Here is a 20948-nt window from a genome sequence, read left to right on the forward strand (position 1 = left end):
ATGTGGAGGGTATTTGTACCTGCTTTATGCTTTCGTTTTCAGGCCGCTAATCAGGGGGCGCGGCCGCCGGTGCAAAGAAAGTTGGTAAAGCGAGGTGACGCGCACGGCTTCTTAATTCCTTACCCTGCACCCGCGTCCGCGCTCTCAAAAACAAGCGAATAGCCCGACCAGGGCATAAGGTGAATTATTATGTACATTGACGGTAAGAGCACAAAACGTATGCATCGCCTTTTACTAATCTGTATCAGTATCGCAGGGCTTTCCACCGTACTCTACGGTCAACCAAGGCTGGTAGACTCCATCACCACATTGCTGGAGACGGAACATAGGCCCCTGGAACGGATGGATTTGCTGGTCGGTCTTTGCCGCGCCGTTGCACTGGTAGAGGGGTTGGCCAATTCTGAACCTTACGCGCAAGCGGCCTTGGCCTACGCTCGAAAAACGGGAAACATTGCCGGGGAAAGCCACGCACTATTATATCTGTACCAATCAGAAATCGATAAGGAAAAAGACGGGCTACTACGCGCGTTACCCGCCCTGAGGTTAGCGGAAGAAAGCAATAATCCTAGTCTTGAGATTCTGGCCATCTATCACATCATCGAGTACTACATTCTTGACAACACGGACCTGCCAAACACCCGTAAATGGATTGCGGAAGGACGGTCCCGCCTGGTACCTTCCGTATCGCCCAAACAACGGGGTAATTTTTATAAGGACCTTGGCGAATATTTTAAAATAGCCGGCCAACTAGACAGTAGCTACTACTGGCTCGAAGCAGCGCTACGTGAATTTGAACGGGTAGGTGACTACCGGGACCCCGCACTCGGGCGGTCCCCCGCTACGCATTGGGACGGGGGGGATATGAATACGGCCCATGCGGAAACGTACCTGGGGAGATTAGACTTGCGGCGGGGAGATTATGCGCTGGCCGAAAAGCGTTTTAACCGGGCTTTGGCACTCGGGCAAAAATGGAACTCGGTCTTGCATACCGGCTGGTCTTTAATGGAGTTGGGCGATTTGTATGCTGCCCTGGGCGATATTCCGACCGCTATCGAATACAACAGTACCGCGCTCCAACTTTTTGAGGCTAAAGATTTGAAAGTTGAAATCTTTGTTTGCGCGGAACAAATCGGCTACTTGTTCATGGATCTTCAGGATCCGCTGATCGCCGAGCAATATTTCAATAAAGCATACGACGTGGCGCTGGAAAATCACGACACTATCGATTTAATAAATATAGGTGTTGCGAAAAGTTTTGCAGCTCGTAGCCAGGCTGACTTCCAAGCGGCGTGGCGGCACGCACGAGACGTCATGGAATTGGGTGAACTTACCCGCGACTCCATCGGCATCGGGATGGCCCTGCTGGAATTCGGGCATATTGCTACCACGGAAGGCAATCCGGAATTCGGGCTATCTAATTATGATCAAGCCTCCCGGGTCTTGGGCAGACTGGCAACGGAACGCGAAACTTTGCATAATTTTCTCGGCCGGGCCAGGGCCTACCTGGCGTTGGGGCAAATCGAATCCGCTCAGCGATACGTCCAACTGGCCAATACCGTTGCGGGACAAACGAGTGAACTGACCAACCAGCTATCCATCCTCCGCCTCCAGACCGACATTGCCGCGGCGGGGCAGGATTATTTGGCGGCTTACCGTTACCAGCAACAGTACCAGGAAGCCACCGATAGTTTGAGAGATCAGGTAGCCATTCATAGCTTAAAACAAGAGCAGGTTCGGCAGAACGTAGTGGATTTTCAGCAACAAAAGGAAAGTGCCGAACGGGAGGCCGACCTGCTGGGGCAACGCAACCGACTCTACCTGGCCCTCGGGACGGCCTTACTCGCCCTGCTGTTGGTGGGCGTTTTTCTCTTCCTTCGCCTCCGCTCCGCCCGGCAGCAGCTGGCCGACCGCAACGAAAACCTGCATCAACTCAATGCGACTAAAGACCGCTTCTTCGGCATTATTGCCCACGACCTGCGCAATCCGGTTGTTGCCTTAAATATGGCCGGAGAACAACTCCGGTTTAGCCTCGGCCAGGGCGCTCAGGACACCGCGCTTCGTCAGGCAAACAACATCAATAAAACCGTCAACCGTCTTTCCGGCTTACTGGATAACCTCCTCCAGTGGGCCCTCCTGCAAACCGGAAGCACGCCCTACCGGCCGGAAAACCTTCCCCTGGCAGCGCTTACGGAAGAAGCCGTGGATTTATACGAGCAGGCGGCGGAGTTGAAGCAGGTTCGACTGAACGTAGACGTTCCTCATTCCCTGATCGTCAGAGCAGATCCGCGGGCACTGCTTTCCGTCATTCGCAACCTGGTCAATAACGCCATTAAGTTTACCTCAGCTGGTGGTGAAATCGCCATAACCGCCCGGCTACGGGGACAGGAGGTCATCATCGACGTAGCGGATAATGGGATCGGCATGTCTCGTAATAAACAGAAAGAACTATTCGGCCTTTCCACGGCTTCTTTGCCGGGGACGGCCGGCGAACGCGGTTCGGGCCTGGGCTTATTATTGTGTCAGCAGCTCGTTCGACAAAACGGTGGTAGCATTCACTTGGTCAGTGAAGAAGGAAAGGGGAGTACGTTTAGTATCCACCTCCCCGCCGCTCACCAGGGGGATGATTCAGACGCGCGCTAAGCAGACTCTACCGGGAAACCCACCGAGCCGCCCTCCTGATGTAGTAAGGGGCCGCGGCAGGAGGCGGGGCCGCGGGTGCAATGGATGGGATAAATACACAGGGAGATTGATTGCTCCTTTGTCTTTTCCTTTGCACCTGCGATCGCGCCAATTCTACCCTTAACGGGCAATTACCATTCGCTTCGTGCCCACCAGCCGGACCCCAACGTAGAGGCTGTAGAAATAAATCCCGGCGGGCAGCTCAGCGGTATTAAACCTGATGTCCTGATCCACTCCTCCTTGCACCAGGAGCACCTTCACCGTTTTTCCCAAGGCGGAGGTGAACCGTAACTCAGTACCATTACTCTGGCCCGACAACTTAATCGGGATGACCGTTTCCCCGCTTGTGGGGTTAGGGTAGTTTTGGCCGAGGTGGACGCCGGGGAGGTCCTGAAACCTGGTGGCGGTGGGCAGGTCGTCGGGCTCGTTGCAGGCGTCGTAGAGGCCGTCTTCGTCGCGGTCGAGCTGGACGATGCCGGTGTTGCCGGTTACCCAGTTGGAGGTGGTGCCGTTGCGGGCAAAACCGTACATCCGGGCTACGGTCTCCGATCCCGTAAGGTCGATGGAGCCGATGCGATCGGAATTATCTGCGTTCGGATGACCGTCGTTGAAGTTGTAATAGGCGATGAGGCCTTCTTCGTTACCGGATAATTCTCTGAAACGAAAGTCATTGACTTGCGATGTATGAAGGGTGGTATTCCAGATTCTAAGTTCGTCCATTTGCCCCTGAAAGACCCCTCCGAAACCGGCAACGGCACAATCGCTGGAACCAAGTTGGAGAGACGCCATATTAGTCAGATCAACGGGTGCTCCAGGGTGCTCCTCGAGTGATTCCTGTACACCATCTACTATTAGCTCGAGGACAGCTTCGGTCCGGACAAAGGCCAGATGGTGCCACTCTCCATCGTTAATATGAGAGGTAGATCGAAAAGACCCCGCCACCTCGCACCCCTCAGATGAGAGGGCCATCAAAACTGTCCCATCTTGTTCTAAGGTTACGTACCAGAAATCCGTCTCGCAGTTGCAACCATCACGTTTGCCAATAAGAGGAATGTGCGAATTTTCAGCCGTATTGACGGTCTGACTCGTTTTGACCATGAATTCCAACGTAAAGTCATTGGTGCCAAAGTTTCCCATGGTTTGTCCCAGGTCTACGTGATCATCCACGCCATCAAAGGCGAGGGCGGGGTTGTCGCAGGCGGGTAGGGTCGCTAACTCCTCGAGGGTAATGCTGAAGGTGCCGGTGTTGAAACTGTAGCCGTCCACGAGAATGAAATAACGCTGGCCGGGGTTTAGTCCATCAACTTCCAGGTAGCTACGCGTATTGCCACTGCATTCGCCAAAAGAGCCGTCGTCATTGAACCCCTCCAACCGGAAGTCAGTGAAGTTCGTACAATTATTGCCGGCGAAAATGGCGAGTTCCGTATCAAAACTAGCCATGCCACAGGTGCTCGCGCTGATGCTTCCCGAAACGGGGGCGGTGAAGGTGAACCAGACCGAATGTTCAACCGGGTGTTCCGTCGGGTGTTGGGACGAGATCAAATTCTCTTCACCAGTGGTTATTGTGGCATCTACGTTGGTGAACGGCCCCTGGGCCTCGCCGTTGACGGGAAGGGCGATGGCATCGCAGATGTCGTCGTTGGCCGGACGTACAGTAGGAGTATATTCGTAGTAATAGATTCGGCCTTTTCGATTACCAGGCTCACCAAACGACGGGGCCCCAATTAACAACTTGAAACCATCATGTGACAAGGACAATGACTGACCAAACAATTCAAATTCCTGGGTGCCCTTAAGTGTTTCACCTCTTTGTACCCAGGCATCATTTATCAGGTCGAAGGTGGTTACGCTTCCTACCAGATTTTGTCTGTTCACTATTGCATTAGGTGCCCCAACCGCAATAGTTTTACCATCGGCTGAAATGGCCACTGAACTACCAAAGCCTGAAAGGAAGGGCCCCGGGATTCTGCCGCCTTGCTGTACCCACTCGCCATCGATGAACCAATAGACCCAAGCACTATCATCGTCCTCAGCTCCAACTACCAGGTAATTCCCGTCTTTAGAAATATCTGTCGCATCACCAAAGCCACGAGCACTGTTGGATATTTCATTTCCTCGTACCCTCCAGGCAGCACTTATGTCATAATATACCCTGACAAAGCCGTCTCGTACCATGGAACGATCAGCGGAAGAACCTACGGCAAGAAATTCATTTTCCTCTGAAAAAGATAAGGACCTCCCCAACTGTTCAAGTGTTTCTGTTCCCGTTATTGCCGCACGATACTGTGTCCACCCTCCCTGATCGGAACTATTTCGATAGATGGTGACCTGACCAGCAAAAGCAACACGAGTAGAATAATTGGTGGAGCTTACAGCCAGTAACGAACCATTGCCATTAAGGGCAATCTTGTAGCCAGCCTGGTAGCTCTGTTCAAGACCAGTAATGGGCTCCCCGACCATGGTCCAGAGTTCGGTTCCCGGCATTAGCCGGAAAACGAAAACCTTGCCGGCATCGGTTCCATTTTCATTATCATCTAATCTGGCACTATACGCAATTCGTGTTCCGTCTCCGGAAATTGCCACTTCGGCTCCGGCTTGGTCACCGGGCCCATCTCCGGTGAGGAATGAACTTGAGAGTGCCCAGTTAACACCCCCCACTCTTCGATATACCCTAACCTCTCCTGAGGGGGCACCGGCGGCAGCACTGCTGTAGGGGATGCCGACAACCATTCTGGTCCCATCGGCCGAGAGGGCAACAGAACGGCCATAATATCCATTAGTAGCTTGGCCCGTTAGTATATTCTTTTGCGTCCATTGTCCACTCAGGAAACTAAAGGATAGGCAGAGGAATATGGATAGGAATAGCCGCAGGGCCTTATGTTGTTGAGTAGTAGAATACATGATTAATATTTTTAGCGAATGAGTGCCCCAGACCACCGAATTCCGGTAACCGACTTAATGGGCAAAAAGGAAAAGGATTCCCGGCGGCAGACCGCCGCCGGGAAGGTGAAGAGAGGGGCGTTTAAAAAGCCCGGGCCGACCGTACGCGGAGCTGGTCGTTTTTATCCCGGAAGCCTTTCAGCAAACTCGGGCTAAGCCGAATGCCCACCGCCGAATTCCGGCTGTCTTCCGAGGAGGACCAGTAGTAAGCCCCCTGGGTGAAGCCGCCAAAGCCACGGGCCGCCAGGTTTTCCTGCATCGCCTCCAGCTCGCGGCCGGAGGGGAGGAACCAGCCGGTTCCGTTGAAGTCCACACCCGTACTCATGCGCGCAACTGCCCCAGGGCAGGCGGATACAATAGTTTGGGTGTTCGATGCGCCGGAGCCAATTTCATAAGCCTGCCCGCCTATGTCGTTATTGACGAAGCTTGCATTAGGAACGGGCAAGTCCGTACCCCGGCAGCCCCAGGGGCTGCCGGCGCTCTGATCTTGCGGAGCGGCAACAAGGCCTTCCACACCCGGTAAGTCACCGTTGACGTCTACGAAGAAAATGAGTCCGCCGGCGTAGAACGCCCCGTAGAGTTCGGAAACGGGCGTTCCGGAGTTGATGATCTCCATGGGGCTTTCACCATTGTCCAGGCGGTTCTGGACGGTAAGGAGGTCCTGGCAGAATTCGCCGGCGGTTCCCGGCGGGCAGTCGCAGGTGCCGTCGTCGCAGGTGCCGCCGTTGCGGCAGCTAACCGAACTGCACGCATCTTCGACGCAGGCTGTAGAAATAAGGCCGAGTGCAAAAAGAGCGAGGCCAAAGGTTAGGGATGAGATGAGTTTCATGGTGGTATGGTTTTGGTATTTTCCTACTCTGGTACGGGATTTTCGGAATTCTCCCGTCCCCCGTTACGGAGGACATGGTAAAGGTGCGGGCGGTTAGCAGGGGCAACCTCTACATTTTCGTGTGGAGGGTATTTCTACCGGCACCCGCTTAGCAAGGCCGCGATTTGGCCCAGGTTGTCCCAATCCGCCAGTCTCTTTTTGTCCTTCGGGCTCATGACCAGGTAGGCATGGCAAGCAGATAAGGCTGCTTCGATGCTGTCCATTAAATTGGCTTTAACCAGGGGGGTATCCGCTCCGGTTGCCTTATTGCGCAGCAACCATTCCTTTTTGTAGATGGAGCGCTGGTAGGTTCCCATGCCGTATTCCAGGTCCTGGCGCCTTTCGGCAACCGTGCGGATAATGGTACGGCGCTCCGCCAGTCTTTGCCGTTTGGCCTTGGTTTCGGGGCCCTGGCCCAATGCCACGATCTCCAGGGCTATAGCTTCCTCCATGTCAAAAAGCTGCTTTCCGGAGGCGTGCTTTAGTACATCATTGAAGCCCGGAGGGAGAACTTCCGGACTGGAAACCGTAGCCACGATCTCCGGGGTGATTACCTCTTCATTGCCTACTACGTTGGCCCCATCGCCCATGGCAGACCAGAGTTTGTTGATCCTGGTCGGGAAGGGATTGCGCAACATGAGGTGGGTGCCTAGGTCTCGCTCCTGAGCCACGAATCCGTCCCTGACCCTTAAATAAGGTATTTCCTGCCCAGCTTTGGTGACGGAGAAAGTGGTGATCGCTTCGGCGTCAATACGATTGATTTCTCCCGTTCCGTCTTTGAGGTAGATGCCACCAGCGATAAATGCACCGAACCAGCGCGGGCAAATCTGGCCCGTCAATGTCGAACCGTCCTTCAGCTCCACCTTGCCGGGTAGAAACGTCCGGCTGGCGGTGAGTGCATCCGTATTGACAAAGCCTTTGGCCTGTAAACGGTAGGTGAGGTCCCTTCCGTTAATGGTTTGCTTTACAGTGCCCACATCCGGGGAAAGTAAGTAGGAGACGGTGTCGGTTAAACTCGGGGCAAAAAGGATGTTCTGGTAGCGGGGCAGGTCTTTGCCAATGATTAATTCGTCTTCGAAGGCGACGTAACCCAAGCGAACCTCTCCGTCCAGCGAGGTGATACTTCCTGGCTGGAAAATTTGCGCCGGGGCCTTATTCTTTGTGCTGAAATAATCCGGCTTAAAATAGTACCCGTAAGCCTTGATTTCTTTGGGTTTAAACTCATACTCCTTGCCTTCTGCGTTTAATTTATAGCTGGAGATGTAGCCCTTTTTGGCCCTTATCTCCAGGGTGCCGTCGAGTCGGTTCCCATCGCCAAATTCAACGTAACCGGCGTAGGGCTTACTGCCATTGTTGGATGGCCACTCAATGAATTTAAACGGCACCTTCTGCTGTTGGGCCAGGAGCGGAGTGATCGCCAGGGCAAACAAAAGGAAAAGCGTGGAATAAAGATATTTAGCTGAATACATGGTAATGAATTTTAATGGGATACCCTTCGGTGACGACGTGATTGCCTCCCGTGGTTAATTTTGATCCCGAGCGTTTTTTGGAGAAATAAGAAGCTTACAGGTGTAGGGTTATTTTTGGATACAGGTTTCGAGGAAGGCCATGATGCCGTCCAGGTTGTCCCAGTCCAGTAACTGTTTCTTTTCCTTTTTGTCGAGCATGGCGTACTTGCTGTATTGCAAGAGTACGGGCTCGATCCGTTGCCTGAATTTTTCCTTAAGGATCACCGTTTCTTCGTTAGTGGTTTTATTTAAGATGATCCATTCTTTTTTCATAATCGTGACTATGTCGTTTCTTGTCAGGTTGTTTTCCAAGTTTTGGCGAACGGCCAGGTTGCCCCGGACGGCAATTCGTTTGGCGGCCAGTTCCGCTTTCATTTTTTTAGCGTTGGGAGCATCTTTCGGGATCGCTTTTCGCATTTCCTCCAGGGCGTATCCCATCCCGGCTAATTCTTCGTCGGATGCTTCGCTGATGGCCTTGTTGAACTCCCTGTCTTCTTTACCATTCGTAGCTGATACAACCTGGACAACTTCTTTTTGTACCGCGGCCTGGGCCGAAGCGGCGACCATTCCGACTAGCATACCAAGCCCGTTTTCGGACGTAGGAAAAGGGTTGCGGTAAATCTGGAAGCCGGAGTTTTCTTTTTCTACTAAGACAAATTTCCCCTGCGTGGCCGCGTAGTTGTCGGTGCCGACGGTGAATGCTTTCAGCCCCGGAGAACGGTACAACGTCAGCTTGCCATCCTCGTCTTTCAGGAAGACTTCATCTGCAAAAACCTTGGTGACCCAGCCAATGCCGACTTGGCCTTTAAGGGTTTTTCCGCCGGTGATCCGGATGCTGCCGGGGGCAAAATCCAGCTTCCCGTCCATGGCGCCTATGGCGATGAATTTGTTGTCCAGGTACTGGTAAGTGATTGGCTGGCCATTAATTATTTGCGTCGCTTCGTCCAGGTATTTGGTCTCATAGAACTTGAGGTAGCCATCTTCACTTTCGGTGAAGAGGACGTTGGAATAGAAATACTCTTTGGGTGACGACTTCCAGATCTCTCGTTGCTGCTGGAAGGCCACGAAACCCGTCAGGACTTCGCCGTCAAGCAAAGTGATGGAGCCTGGATGAAAGTTAAACCCAGGGATTCTATTCGGAGAAGTGGCCTTGCCGAGGTAATCCTGAATAGTAAGCTGCAGGCCGTAGGAGGCAATCTGGATGGGTTGTAAATCGAGCTGCTTGGCCGCTGTTTGCAGGGTGATTCCCTGTAGCTCCTCCGTTTCCGGTGAATCTCCGATCAACGTGACTTCGATATCACCTTCTACCTTAGTGCCGTCAGGTAGCGTGACGTAGCCGGGAGCTGCTTTGGAGGTGGTAATCGTTCCGCGTTTTGTATCCTTTACGGACAGCTGATAAAGACTCCGGTGGGTTTCATTGAGCTGTGCGGCCAGTTTGCCGAAGCCTCCTGCCAGGAGGGCGATCAAGAGTAGCAGCTTAGCCGGTTGTAATTGTGGGGAGAAAAGCATGGTGTGTTGTTTTCAGCGCAAAGCAGTGGCTACGGCCATTCCGGGCCGGTTCCTCAGCTACCTTGCGGGTCAGGAAATGGGTTGTAGGATATGGGAGAAGTGTTCTCCCTGAGTACAAGGCAAAGATGGGGGTAGGGTAAGGGGGCAACCTCTACATTTTCATGTGGAGGGTATTTCTACCTAATGTGGAGGGGTATTTCGCGTCCCTTAGGTTCAGTTTGCTTCCAGACCAAATAATTTGGATGGCGGGGCCGCAGGTGCAGAGAAAGGTGGTAAAGCAAGGTGACCCGTACAGCTTCTTTATTCAGCGCCCTGCACCCGCGTCCGCGCCTCAAAAAGCAGACGGACATCAGACGGACTTTACAGCCTTTTCCTGATGACCTCCACCCGGTAGCCCCCGTCAGTCACCACCGAAAAGCGTGCGTCAATAGCAGCAGCCCGCATGCGCATATTGCCCTGGCCCTGGCCGGCACTCCGGTGATGCTTTGGCGTTACGTGGCCATTGTCGTGAACGGAAAGGGTGAAGAAGTGGGCATCCTGGTGCAGCTTTATTGTTACCAGGTTGCCATTACTGTGTTTACCGACGTTGGTAACCGCCTCCTTACAGATCAGGTACAGGTTTTGCCGGATTTCTGAGTTCAGGTTAGCGTTCATATCCAGCCCGGAGGTGGATATCTCGTAATTAATGTTGCGGGGGGTAAGGGTCTCTTCGGTGTGCTCCCGTATCCTATCCACCAGGTCCTTCAGCTTGTCCTTGCGCGCATCGATGACCCAGACGGTATCCCGCATTCGGGACATGGCCCGCCTGCTCAGGTCGGATATACGGTTCAGGCGGAACCGGGTGTCATCTTCGGCCGTAAGGGCCAGCAGTTCCGACTGCATGGCCAGGCCCGAGAGCATGCCGCCCACGTCGTCATGCAAATCGCTGGAGATTTTTACGCGCAGGCGTTCCACCCGGAGGATTTGTGCCACCCTGTACTGAATCAGGCCGTAAATAGCGGCGGAAAGGGCGCTGAGCGCCAATAAGTAAAACCACCAAGTTCCCCACCAGGGAGGATCGATAATGATTTTCAGACTGGTGCCAACTTCATTCCACAGGCCATCTGAATTGGTGCCTTTTACCAGGAAAGTATATTCACCGGGGTCGATATTGGTAAAAGTGGCATTGTTCTGGGTCCCAGTGTATTGCCATTCCTGCTGGAAGGGAACCAGTTTGTAGGCATACTTATTTTTGCGGGTGTCGGTATAATCAAGGGAGGCGAACTCAAAAGAAAATAGTTTGTCCGAATAGCTTAAGCGGACCTTATCCGCCGTAGAAATGGAGCGGGATAGTGGCGACCCCGGTGTCCCCATCTTTACTTCTTCATTGGCAATTTTCAATTTCGTAATCACCAGCGGAGGAGTGAAGGCGTTGCTTAAAATATCATTCGGGTAGAAGGAATTGAAACCTTCGATGCCGCCGAAAAACAGTTCACCATCCGGGCTATTGAAGTACGCGCAGGAATTGAACTCATTGTCTTGTAAGCCGTCGGCGGAGGTGAAGTTGACGAAGGTTTCCGTTTGCGGATCGAATTTGGAGAGGCCCTGGTTGGTACTCAACCACAGGTCGCCGGTTTCATCGGGCAATATGCCGTATACAACCGCATCGGGTAAGCCATCTTTGGTGGTGAATCTTTTGAATTGCCCACTGGCTATCTCAAAACGATTCAGACCACCGCCATTTGTGCCAATCCATAGTATCTCTTCCGGCCTTTCCGGGTCGGGGCAGATGGATTTGACCATGTTGTTGGAAAGGCTGGTGGGGTCGCCGGGCCGGTTTAAATAATGCGTCATGGACTCCGCACCGGGAAAAAACTTTTTCAGTCCTTCCGGCGTGCCAAGCCAGAATACGCCGTTCTCCGCCTGGTGGATGACCGGCGTACCGAAGAGGTTCGGGGCTTGGTCTTCTTGTTGGTAGTAGGAACCACCTTTAATCAGCCCGCTGACTGGATCGAATTTACCGAATTTTTTGTTGGTGATCATCCAAAGCTCGCCTTCCCGGTCTTCGTGGATGTCAAAAATAGTGCCATCGTCGTTAATCAAAGGATACGTGATGATGTCCTGAACGATGCCGTCTTTGCGAATGATCTTTTTTATGCTGTATTGCAGCCCCGCCCACAGGTTACCTGCGCGGTCTTCGTGCAGGGAGGAGACGTAACCAAACGATGCGTTGTCTTTTTTGCCCCACGAGTCTTTATTTTCGATGATTTCGGGCTTTCCGCCCCGGTCCTTATCCCAACGGTAAAACTTCATGTTGGTGCAACCAAGCCATAAGACCCCGTCTTTGGTTTTATGGACAGACCTGATACTCTGGCGTTCAGCTATTCCTTCCCACGCCGCGGTTTTGAAGCGGTGTTTGTTAGGGGAGTAAGTGTAGAGGCCTTTTCCCCGGGTTCCGACCCAAAAGCGGCCGGCCTTGTCTTCCAGGTAGGTGGTTACACTATAGAAAAAATTACCGCCCGCCGCGTGCTTTTCAGGGTCATACACGAAACGAACCTGGTTTTGAATGGGATCAAAGATCATGAAGTTGTAAAAGCCGGCTAGCCAGAGTTCTCCGTTGTTGCTTTCTCCCATCAACTGACCTGTATACATCAGGGGTGAGTTGTGGTAACTATGCCGGTCAAAATCCAGCGGGTTGAAGTCGAAGCGGCTTTTCGCGGGGCTCCACAGGCCGAACCCGTCCAGGGTTTTCAACCATATTCTACCGTCCTGCCCGTTGATGATGGAGAAAACATGATGATGGATATCGTCCGAAACATTGTTTAGGCTACGATAGTGTTCTGCCGGTAGCGGGTGCCAGCGCTCGTCGAGGATGTCCCCCCACAAGATTTTATTTACCTCAAAGACTCCGCGTTTTTCGTTCCAGGTGATTTTGTTGACCTGCGTAACCTGGGTGGCCCAAACCGTCCCGTCCGGATGGGGAAGCAAACGCAGGATGCGCGGGTTTTGGTTGATGGGGTTCTGGTAGGCCGGGTCGAGCCCGGTGATGGGAATTTCCGGTAATACCGTCACTTGTTCTTCCGGGGTGATGCGTAGGACCAATCCGTGTTGCGTACCCACCCAGAGGTTACCGTCGAAATCTTCCGTTAGAGTGCCAATGGGATGTTCGCCGAGCGAACCGTCTTTAGGCCCCAGCGGAACATCGTACCGGATAAAGGATTCAGTGATTGGGTCAAAGCGATTCAGGCCACGGGAAGTACCCACCCATAACCTTCCCCAGCTGTCGGAGAGGAGCGTCTCTATTTCGTTGTTGGAAACGGAAAGAGAATCGGCGGGAGAGTGGGTGAAGGTGGTAAATGCGTACCCGTCGAAGCGATTCAGACCACTTTTGGTGCCTACCCAAATAAAACCTTGTTGGTCCTGGCAGATAGCGGAAACGTAATTTTGGGACAGGCCCAATTCGTTGGGGATGCGCTCAAAGTCGTACTGAGCACTTAGTCCACCAGCCAGAAGGTGGGTGAGTAATAAATAGATAATGGCAGACCTCATTAAGCGCAGAAAAAGTAAGTATTTAATCTTAGTGTTTCTCCATCTAAAGATACAAAAGGATTTTTAACAACAATAAGCATTCAAGGACTTCTACAAGTATGGGGAATGGCAAGGTTTTAGGTTTCGGGTGGGAAAGGGCTGCAGGGGCGGGCGGGGCCGCCGGTGCAAGGGTGGGGGCTAAAAAAGCAATGTTGGTAAAACCCGGCCTGCTTCCCCCAAAATTCCGCTTGCACCCGCGTCCGCGCCGCGCAAAACTTCCTCCTCCACATGAAAATGTAGGCCTCACCCCAAATTCCCGGTCCTTACTTTGCAGGTATGGAAAACATCAACCTCTGCCTCATCGAAGACGAACCCGTCATCCGCGAAAGTCTCCAGGGTTATTTTGGCGCCAACCCGTCCATTTCTGTCAATCTGGTGGCCAATAGTGTGGAAGACTTCTTAGAGCAGGTCACCAAATCTATCCGCTTAGACATTAATTTGGTACTTTTAGACATTGGCCTGCCGGGGATGTCCGGCCTGCAGGGCATCCGCCATATCCGTCAGAAATTCCCCGAGGCAGACATCGTAATGCTTACCACTTTCGAGGAAGAGGAAAAAATATTTAAGGCGCTGTGCGCCGGTGCCTGCTCCTACATCTCGAAGCGGACTTCGCTGGTAAAAATACAGGAAGCCCTTTTCGTGGTACACCGGGGCGGCTCCTATATGTCGCCGTCGATTGCTCGCAAAATCGCCGGTCACTTCATGCCGAAGGCCGCCAAAGAGGGGGACACCCTCACCCCCCGCCAGCACCAGATCGTCGATGCCCTGGTGGACGGCCTGAGCTATAAAATGATTGCCGACAAACTAGACATCTCCATTGACACCGTCCGCGACCACATCAAACGTATTTATCGCGCCCTGGAGGTTAACTCTAAGGCGGAGGTGATTCGCAAGTCGTTGTCGGGGGAAATCTAAATAAAATCACCACCACACCAAAAGAGATAAATTATGGACGTCTACAATGCAAATGACCAAGGCATTCCCCTGAGTGCTAAGGAAGTAGCGGGGCTCAACCTGAGTGCAGGTACCCTTGAAGGTTTTTTTCACCGTGGAAAAATCGAGGAAATGCTGAGTCAACCGGACATTGTGGGTATCCGGGTCTATACATCCGATGCTAGCGGCCATCTGGCCCTTGGCGTGAAGGCAGACGGATTTGAAACCGAAGTTGTGTGGCAAAGCCGAAGCCCCAACAGGGACAACAAAATCATTCCATTGGGCATTGACAAGTTAGAAGCCCGACTTAATGTGTCCCGCGGGCCAAAACTGGTGACGGCCTTTTTTAGCGCAGATATGCTAAGGGCCTGCCTCAATGTTCCCGATACGCTGGGCATCAGCTTTCACGTAGTTCCCATTTCCTCCATCGATGATGCCCGGTTTTCAGCACCGGAGCTGGTGAACGTAAAAAATGGGAGGAGCACACTATCCACTTTTTTAGCCATACCAACGGCACTGGAGGCAGATGGAACAGTACCAGTAAATGGCATTAATACTGGAGGGGTGGTCCTGTTGAGTGATAAGCCCTGCCCAGGTTATTGTGGAGATAATGGCTCCGCTGAGGCAACCGATGACGGTCGGTACCTCAGGCCCTGGAACTAACCCCGACAAGCCCGCAACAAGTATGTCTAAATGTATAAAAAAACCTATCGTTAGCGCTCTGTTAACAGGTGCCACTCTTTTATATCTTAGTATCGGATTGCTTGGCCAACCGCTTGACTTCACCTTTAATGTCCTTTCGGAAGCCGACAACCTTCCTCCTTCGCAGGAATACTTCTTTTACCGCGATTCGAAGGATTACCTATGGATTGGTACAGATGTTGGCTTACTCCGATATGATGGAAACCGCCTGTTCCGGTATGAAAATGATTCGGCAGTGCAGCGTTCCCTGGCGGAGAACCGGGTCACCAGTTCCTGCCTGGAAGACAAAGAAGGAAATTTGTGGTTTTCCAGCTACAGCTTTTTACAGTGTTACCGCAGGTCGACGGATGATTTCGTCAGTTATAATTACCCCGGAGACTTAAAGGATTACCACGCTTTTTATTTAGATGATCATCAGGACATCTGGTTACGGATCGGCCTGGGAGAAACTGGTTCCCTTTGGTTGTTTAACCTGGAAGAAGAAACCTTCAGACAGTCGGTACCGCTCGCCGGCAAGTCTTGCCACCTTATTCAAGATCGTATCGGCCAAGCCGCCTACATCGCCCAAACAGAATTACCCAACCAGCCCGGAATGGCCGTGGTGGATTTAGCTACGGGTAAAACGATGTTCACCGAATACCTGCAAACAAACGAAGGAACTCCAAATAGAGAATCGAGTAGGACGAAAGGGTTTTTAATTGACGAGGAAGGAGTGCTTTGGACCGGTCTTTACAACGGGCTGGGGCGCTGCCTGTTGAAGGACACATTATCGGAGGGAGAACACTTCCTCGCCAGATCTGCCGAAGTACCCCCACAAATAGATTTTGTTAACGGCCTGGCTTCATTCGATAATGGCCACTACCTGGTTGCTTCTGAGAATGGCCTCCTGGTCTTTGACCATTTGACGGAGGTCTTTACCCAACAGTTTTCGCCTCAGTCTAAACAAGCAGGAAGCCTCCCGTTTAAGGACTGTAACGGGCTGCTGTTTGATAAAAAGGGCATGCTTTGGGTGGCCGGAAAAAACGGTGCCATCGCCTTTGCCAAGGCAGGGAAGAAAAAATTTGGTGTTGTAGACGATTCTCAGGGCAAGGCAATTTCCAGTCTTCGGCGCCAACCGGGCAAAGGCATCTGGTTTGGCACCGTTGATCATGGCACCTTTTTCACCGAAAAAAATTCCGAAGCTGCCCAACCAGCCCTTCACTTCATCCTCGCAGAAGATCCCCTAAATGATTACCCCCTCCCCGGAATTGAAACTTTTCTTTTAGACCAGGATCGCACCTGGTGGGGAACAATTGAAAATCAATTTGTCTTTTGGGACGAAGAAATACAACGCTTTATTTATCAGGGGGACAATAAATTGGGCATTCCAAATTCGAGTGAGGATGCGATCAACTACGTTTTGACCCGGAAAGATGAGCGTCCGTTAATCGCTCTGGGAAAGCGTATTGTCAAGCTGGAGGTAGAAAAAGGAGTAATAAGTACGGCTCCTTTTTTGCCGCTCTCACATCTTGGGTTGGGGCCGATCATTTTCCTTGCTGAGGATGCTTCGCAAAACGTTTTCATCGGCGATCAAGCCGGCCGGCTCGTCATCGTCTCCACGCAAGGGGATGGGGTTGCCGTGCTCGCCGACCTCCCCAACCTGGGCGCCGTCCACGCCCTCCAACAAGATACCACCCGCAACACCCTCTACTTGGCCACCGCCAAGGGCCTGGCCCAACTAGCCCCCCAAACCTTCGAAGTGACCTGGCTCAGTCAGGAAACGGCCAACCTCCCCCAGGAAACCTACTACGACGCCATCCCCGATGAATTCGGTCAGCTTTGGCTTCCGGGCAACAACGGCCTGGTCCGCTATCACCCCGATACCAAGACTTTCCATCGCTTTACGACCTCCGACGGACTCCTGTCCAACGTCTTCACCCGCAACGCCAGCCTGCGCGTACCCGAAACCGGCGAAATCTGGCTGGGCGGCAAAAACGGCGTCAACGTCTTCCATCCCAAAGACATCACCCTCTCTGACTTTAAACCAAACATCTCCATCGCTGAGCTCCTCGTCAATGACAACCCCTTTACACCAGCCCGGGAAGAGAACAAAGGCAACCTCAATGAAAAGGAAAGCCTGACTTTCAACTACCAGGACAACACCCTTTCCTTTCGCTTCGTCGCCCTCGATTATAGTGACCCTAAAGCCAACGATTACTATTACCAAATGGAGGGCTATGACAAAGAGCGGGTGAACGCCGGCACCAACAACTTCGTCCGCTACCCCAACCTCCCCGCCGGAGATTATGCCTTCAAAATCTGGGCGACAAATTCCGATAAAGTGCTCAACGAAATACCGAAACTCCTCGCCATCACCATCATCCCGCCGATCTACCAGCGGTGGTGGTTTTACCTGCTTTGCCTCATCGCCGTCAGTGCCATTATGTACGCCATCTTCCAGTACCGCCTCGAACAGGCGCTGAAGGTCGAACGCCTGCGCGTCAAGATCTCCAGTGATTTGCACGACGACGTCGGCGGCATGCTCTCCGGCCTGGCCATGCAGACGGAACTACTGGAACTGACGGCCAGTGAGGATACCAAGCCCAAACTCGCCCGCGTCGCCGAAATGAGCCGCAGCGCCATGTCCAGGATGCGGGACACCGTTTGGGCGATCGACGCGCGCAAGGATACCCTGGCCGATCTCGTCGACCGGATGCGCGAACATGCAGAGGAAACTTTACCTCCCCGCAACATCCAGTACAGCATCAGCACCGGCTCACTGGAGCTAAAGCGTAGTCTCACCACCGACGTTCGCCAAAGCCTTTACCTCATCTATAAAGAAGCGATTACTAACGTAGCCAAGCACAGTAGTGGCGACACTGTCAACATTGACCTTAGTGAGCGGCAAGGTAAGTTGGAGCTGTCCATCCATGACAACGGGGATGTTCAGCAGAAAGCCTACAAAACCACCGGAGCCGGGCAAAGTAACATGCGGATGCGGGCAGCATCCATTGGTGCCGAGCTTCTTGTAGACACTGAGCAGGGGTTCCTGATACAGCTCCGGCATAAATTTTAAGGGCAACTTTCTTTTCAGACCGCCATTTGGTCCCTGCCCAGCATCCAGCCAATGACACCACCAGCCATGGCACCGCGGATACACGTGCTAACGGTGTACAGCAATATGGCTGAGGCAGCGGTGATACCGGTCATTGCCGTAAAGTCCAGTTGCGTATTCAGAAATATGAACCCACAAATAAATACGCCATTGAAGGCGATCAGGGAGCACAGCCAGGCTCCGTTAAGCGCTCCCCTGGCAAAAGTTCGTACCGTAATTAAACGGTCGTACAAAAGGGTGATCGTGAAGATGTAGAACAGCTCCATGCCAAAAATAACGCCCAGGAGTATGGCTGCCTTTTGGGAGGAAAATCCATCGGTGAGTAAGTAGAAAGTTGGCGTACCGAGGCCAAATAGCGTGAGGCTACCGGCAAGTGCCGCCAGAGGAGTGTGAACGTTTTTCATTGTATGGGTGGTGAACAGGTATAACAAAAAGGCGGGCAGCAAGTGTGTAAATCCGGACCGAAGAATGCTATAATAAAGACTTGCCAAACGGTATCACTTCGAACATCTAGTCGCCAAGTGGGCTAAGGTTATTCGCCAGGTCAGGGCTTTTATGAGAAAAATCAGGCTAAAGCAAGACGACTCCCTAATCAGCGAATTTTCGCCAATTTAGGCATTGTAAAACTATATATCTACGGTTAGCCTACTCAAATTGACCGAATTCAAGCACATACTCTTTATTTGTCGGGACCGCAGGTGCAATAGACGTGGAAGAAGCAGAGAAAAAGAAGTGCTTTGTACCTAACAAAAACAATATTTATCCCGTTAGCCATCGTAAATTCGCGTCCTATGACTGAAACCGAACTGGTTGCTGACAAGCAACTCCCGCTCGCTGAGCTCAGCCGTCGTCGTTGCGGATGGCGCAACTACAGCCACAAGACCGTCTTTACTAATGGCGTTTTTGATCTTATTCACCCGGGGCACCTGACCTACCTGGCCGAAGCTGCGGCTTTAGGCGAACGCCTCATTGTTGGTGTCAATTCTGACGAAAGCGTAAAACGCCTCAAGGGAGACAGTCGGCCGATCATGCCCCTGGCGGCCAGGATGCAGTTACTCGCCGGCCTCTTTTATGTTGATGGCGTCATTGCCTTCGATGAAGACACCCCCATAGAGCTGATCAAAGCCCTGAAGCCTGACGTACTGGTAAAGGGTGGCGACTATAACGTTGACGACATCGTCGGCGCAGCTGAAGTTCGCAGTTGGGGCGGTGAGGTGACTACCCTGCCGTTTGTTGAGGGGCAGAGTTCTACCAAGATTATCGATATGATCGGATAGACTGGTTACCATTTCTTTAGGCCTTCATCAGCCTCAAGGCCGGGCAATCAGCCATTGCTCCTTTAGCCTTTTCTTTGCACCTGCGTCCCCGCCTCATTAGTCTGTTGGTACTATTGGTCTATTGGTCCTTTAGCCCCACCAGAACAACAGTACCAATATGACCATAAACGACATCACCACCCACCTCGAATCCATCGCTCCGGCTCACCTGCAGGAGAGTTACGACAACGCCGGACTCATTGTCGGCAATCCCACCACCGAAGTCACTGGCGTGCTGACCAGCCTGGACTGTACTGAAGACATCATCGCCGAAGCAAAGGCCAGGGGCTGTAATCTTGTGGTCGCTCACCACCCCATTGTTTTTCGGGGCCTGAAACGATTCAATGGTAGCAATTACGTAGAGCGCACCGTCATCAAAGCGATCAAGGAAGATGTGGCGATCTACGCCATCCACACTAACCTCGACAACGTACGGCATCAGGGTGTTAACGAGCGCATTGCCCAGCGACTTGGCCTGGGGAACCTGCGCCTCCTCGGCCCGAAAGATGAAGACGGGACCATCGGCTCCGGCATGGTCGGTGAACTTCCGGTTGCGATGGAAGAAACAGCTTTTCTCCACCACCTGAAAGCAAAAATGGAGACCTCCGTGGTGAAACACACCCAATTACTCGAACAACCCGTAAAAACTGTTGCCCTCTGCGGCGGCTCCGGCGGTTTCCTGCTCAGCCAGGCAAAAAAGGCTGGAGCACAAGTATTTGTTACGTCCGATTACAAATATCATGAGTTCTTTGACGCCGACGGGGACCTGGTCATCTGTGATATTGGTCATTATGAAAGCGAACAGTTTACAACTCAATTACTTGCGGAGTTGTTAAGTAAGAAATTCCGTACCTTTGCGGTTCTTTGCACAGAGCGTATTACTAATCCGGTACGCTACTTCGTGTAAATCCCCGCTAACTAAAGTAATAAACTACCCCCGACGCATGGCAGTACTGACCGAAAAGACAGTAGAAGAGAAGATGCGCGAGCTATATCGCCTGCAACAAATTGATAGCAAGATCGACGAGATCGAAATCCTAAAGGGTGAACTTCCGATGGAAGTAAGTGACCTGGAGGATGAGATCGTTGGCCTCAATACCCGTGTAACCCGCCTTGAAGGGCAGGTGAAAGATCTCACTATGGAGATCGGCCGCCACGAAGCCAACATGCACGAGTCTGAGTCGCTCATCCTCCGCTACGAGGAGCAGATGAACAACGTGAAGAACAACCGCGAATACGAAGCCCTGATGAAGGAGACGGAGATGCAGCGGTTGGAGATTCAGCTGTCTGACAAAAAAGCCGGCTCTTCCGCTCGTGAATTGGAAACCAAGCAGGCTGCCCTCGATATGACGATCGAGAAGCAGACCGCGAAAAAAGAGTTGCTCACTGTAAAGCAGGAAGAACTCAAGGCGATCATCACAAAGACAGAGAAGGAAGAAAAGAAATTACGTCGTGCTTCCGAGAAGCAACGTAAAGAGATTTCTGACCGCCTGCTTAAAGGTTACAATCGTATCCGGAACACCTATCGCAACGGCCTCGGTGTGGTAACAGTGGAACGGAACGCTTGTGGTGGTTGCTTCAACGCCATCCCGCCGCAGCAACAGCTCGAAATCAGTCAGCGTAAGCGGACAATGATCTGTGAGCACTGTAACCGTATCCTGGTTGATCACAACATCGAACAGGATATGGTGGAAGACGAGGAGAAGTAATTCACTCCCTGTTTTAACTGAAGAAATAAACATGAGTCATCCCGAATTTTGAGCCCACATTAAAGTGAGGCAAATCGAGATGGCCATTCTAAGTCTGTAGAGCGGTATCGAGGCATCTCGGTA

At 52.3% G+C, this 20948-nt stretch carries 13 protein-coding genes; 7 read left to right on the plus strand and 6 right to left on the minus strand.

The genetic code is table 11. The features are described 5' to 3' along the window. Nucleotides 1–219 precede the first annotated feature (219 nt). Nucleotides 220–2640 carry an ATP-binding protein gene (locus B036_RS32440; RefSeq protein ID WP_169435085.1) on the plus strand — a complete coding sequence of 807 codons (2421 nt, stop codon included), beginning with the start codon at nucleotides 220–222 and terminating at the stop codon, nucleotides 2638–2640. Nucleotides 2641–2799: 159 nt separating this feature from the next. Here B036_RS32440 and B036_RS0121060 read toward each other — a convergent pair whose 3' ends face one another. The 5 genes from B036_RS0121060 to B036_RS0121085 all read right to left on the minus strand — a co-directional run bounded on the left by B036_RS0121060 (nucleotide 2800) and on the right by B036_RS0121085 (nucleotide 13032). Continuing rightward, nucleotides 2800–5580 (minus strand): LamG-like jellyroll fold domain-containing protein, encoded by a 2781-nt coding sequence (locus B036_RS0121060; protein WP_026232195.1) that lies wholly within the window; start codon nucleotides 5578–5580, stop codon nucleotides 2800–2802. A 121-nt stretch (nucleotides 5581–5701) separates the two neighbouring features. Next, nucleotides 5702–6448 (minus strand): hypothetical protein, encoded by a 747-nt coding sequence (locus B036_RS0121065; protein ID WP_020570720.1) that lies wholly within the window; start codon nucleotides 6446–6448, stop codon nucleotides 5702–5704. A gap of 134 nt (nucleotides 6449–6582) precedes the next feature. Further along, nucleotides 6583–7956 carry a hypothetical protein gene (locus tag B036_RS0121070; RefSeq protein ID WP_020570721.1) on the minus strand — a complete coding sequence of 458 codons (1374 nt, stop codon included), beginning with the start codon at nucleotides 7954–7956 and terminating at the stop codon, nucleotides 6583–6585. Between the two features lie 108 nt (nucleotides 7957–8064). After that, nucleotides 8065–9504 (minus strand): hypothetical protein, encoded by a 1440-nt coding sequence (locus tag B036_RS0121075; RefSeq protein ID WP_020570722.1) that lies wholly within the window; start codon nucleotides 9502–9504, stop codon nucleotides 8065–8067. 360 nt (nucleotides 9505–9864) lie between these two features. Further along, the gene (locus B036_RS0121085; protein WP_020570724.1) at nucleotides 9865–13032 is read right to left on the minus strand and encodes a sensor histidine kinase; all 3168 of its coding nucleotides are present in this window, start codon (nucleotides 13030–13032) and stop codon (nucleotides 9865–9867) included. A gap of 315 nt (nucleotides 13033–13347) precedes the next feature. Between B036_RS0121085 and B036_RS0121090 the strand changes: the two genes are divergently transcribed. From B036_RS0121090 to B036_RS0121100, 3 genes are read left to right on the plus strand one after another with little or no spacing between them, the layout of a single operon-like run. Then, nucleotides 13348–13986, plus strand: coding sequence for a response regulator (locus B036_RS0121090; protein ID WP_020570725.1), 639 nt, complete (start codon nucleotides 13348–13350; stop codon nucleotides 13984–13986). Nucleotides 13987–14019: 33 nt separating this feature from the next. Next, entirely contained in the window at nucleotides 14020–14667 is a 648-nt protein-coding gene (locus tag B036_RS0121095; protein ID WP_020570726.1) for a hypothetical protein, read from the plus strand. 22 nt (nucleotides 14668–14689) lie between these two features. Next, entirely contained in the window at nucleotides 14690–17761 is a 3072-nt protein-coding gene (locus B036_RS0121100; RefSeq protein WP_169435086.1) for a sensor histidine kinase, read from the plus strand. A gap of 14 nt (nucleotides 17762–17775) precedes the next feature. On the opposite strand, the gene B036_RS0121105 is transcribed toward B036_RS0121100, so the two are convergent. Further along, on the minus strand, nucleotides 17776–18204 hold the full coding sequence (locus B036_RS0121105) for a hypothetical protein (protein WP_026232196.1): 429 nt from the start codon (nucleotides 18202–18204) through the stop codon (nucleotides 17776–17778). A gap of 387 nt (nucleotides 18205–18591) precedes the next feature. Between B036_RS0121105 and rfaE2 the strand changes: the two genes are divergently transcribed. From rfaE2 to B036_RS0121120, 3 genes are all read left to right on the plus strand, one after another. Next, nucleotides 18592–19077 carry a D-glycero-beta-D-manno-heptose 1-phosphate adenylyltransferase gene (gene rfaE2, locus B036_RS0121110; RefSeq protein WP_020570729.1) on the plus strand — a complete coding sequence of 162 codons (486 nt, stop codon included), beginning with the start codon at nucleotides 18592–18594 and terminating at the stop codon, nucleotides 19075–19077. Between the two features lie 157 nt (nucleotides 19078–19234). Beyond that, on the plus strand, nucleotides 19235–20023 hold the full coding sequence (locus B036_RS0121115; RefSeq protein WP_020570730.1) for a Nif3-like dinuclear metal center hexameric protein: 789 nt from the start codon (nucleotides 19235–19237) through the stop codon (nucleotides 20021–20023). A 37-nt stretch (nucleotides 20024–20060) separates the two neighbouring features. Beyond that, on the plus strand, nucleotides 20061–20825 hold the full coding sequence (locus B036_RS0121120) for a zinc ribbon domain-containing protein (RefSeq protein WP_020570731.1): 765 nt from the start codon (nucleotides 20061–20063) through the stop codon (nucleotides 20823–20825). Nucleotides 20826–20948: the final 123 nt, after the last annotated feature.

Source organism: Neolewinella persica DSM 23188 (assembly GCF_000373105.1).
In the GTDB taxonomy this organism is placed as follows: domain Bacteria; phylum Bacteroidota; class Bacteroidia; order Chitinophagales; family Saprospiraceae; genus Neolewinella; species Neolewinella persica.

What these genes read in the sequence shown, in the direction of transcription:
- B036_RS0121090 (WP_020570725.1), top strand. Translation starts at nt 13,348, where the DNA reads ATGGAAAACATCAACCTCTGCCTCATCGAAGACGAACCCGTCATCCGC.
- B036_RS32440 (WP_169435085.1), top strand. Translation starts at nt 220, where the DNA reads ATGCATCGCCTTTTACTAATCTGTATCAGTATCGCAGGGCTTTCCACC.
- B036_RS0121065 (WP_020570720.1), bottom strand. Translation starts at nt 6,448, where the DNA reads ATGAAACTCATCTCATCCCTAACCTTTGGCCTCGCTCTTTTTGCACTC.
- B036_RS0121115 (WP_020570730.1), top strand. Translation starts at nt 19,235, where the DNA reads ATGACCATAAACGACATCACCACCCACCTCGAATCCATCGCTCCGGCT.
- rfaE2 (WP_020570729.1), top strand. Translation starts at nt 18,592, where the DNA reads ATGACTGAAACCGAACTGGTTGCTGACAAGCAACTCCCGCTCGCTGAG.
- B036_RS0121105 (WP_026232196.1), bottom strand. Translation starts at nt 18,204, where the DNA reads ATGAAAAACGTTCACACTCCTCTGGCGGCACTTGCCGGTAGCCTCACG.
- B036_RS0121120 (WP_020570731.1), top strand. Translation starts at nt 20,061, where the DNA reads ATGGCAGTACTGACCGAAAAGACAGTAGAAGAGAAGATGCGCGAGCTA.
- B036_RS0121060 (WP_026232195.1), bottom strand. Translation starts at nt 5,580, where the DNA reads ATGTATTCTACTACTCAACAACATAAGGCCCTGCGGCTATTCCTATCC.
- B036_RS0121075 (WP_020570722.1), bottom strand. Translation starts at nt 9,504, where the DNA reads ATGCTTTTCTCCCCACAATTACAACCGGCTAAGCTGCTACTCTTGATC.
- B036_RS0121095 (WP_020570726.1), top strand. Translation starts at nt 14,020, where the DNA reads ATGGACGTCTACAATGCAAATGACCAAGGCATTCCCCTGAGTGCTAAG.
- B036_RS0121085 (WP_020570724.1), bottom strand. Translation starts at nt 13,032, where the DNA reads ATGAGGTCTGCCATTATCTATTTATTACTCACCCACCTTCTGGCTGGT.
- B036_RS0121070 (WP_020570721.1), bottom strand. Translation starts at nt 7,956, where the DNA reads ATGTATTCAGCTAAATATCTTTATTCCACGCTTTTCCTTTTGTTTGCC.
- B036_RS0121100 (WP_169435086.1), top strand. Translation starts at nt 14,690, where the DNA reads ATGTCTAAATGTATAAAAAAACCTATCGTTAGCGCTCTGTTAACAGGT.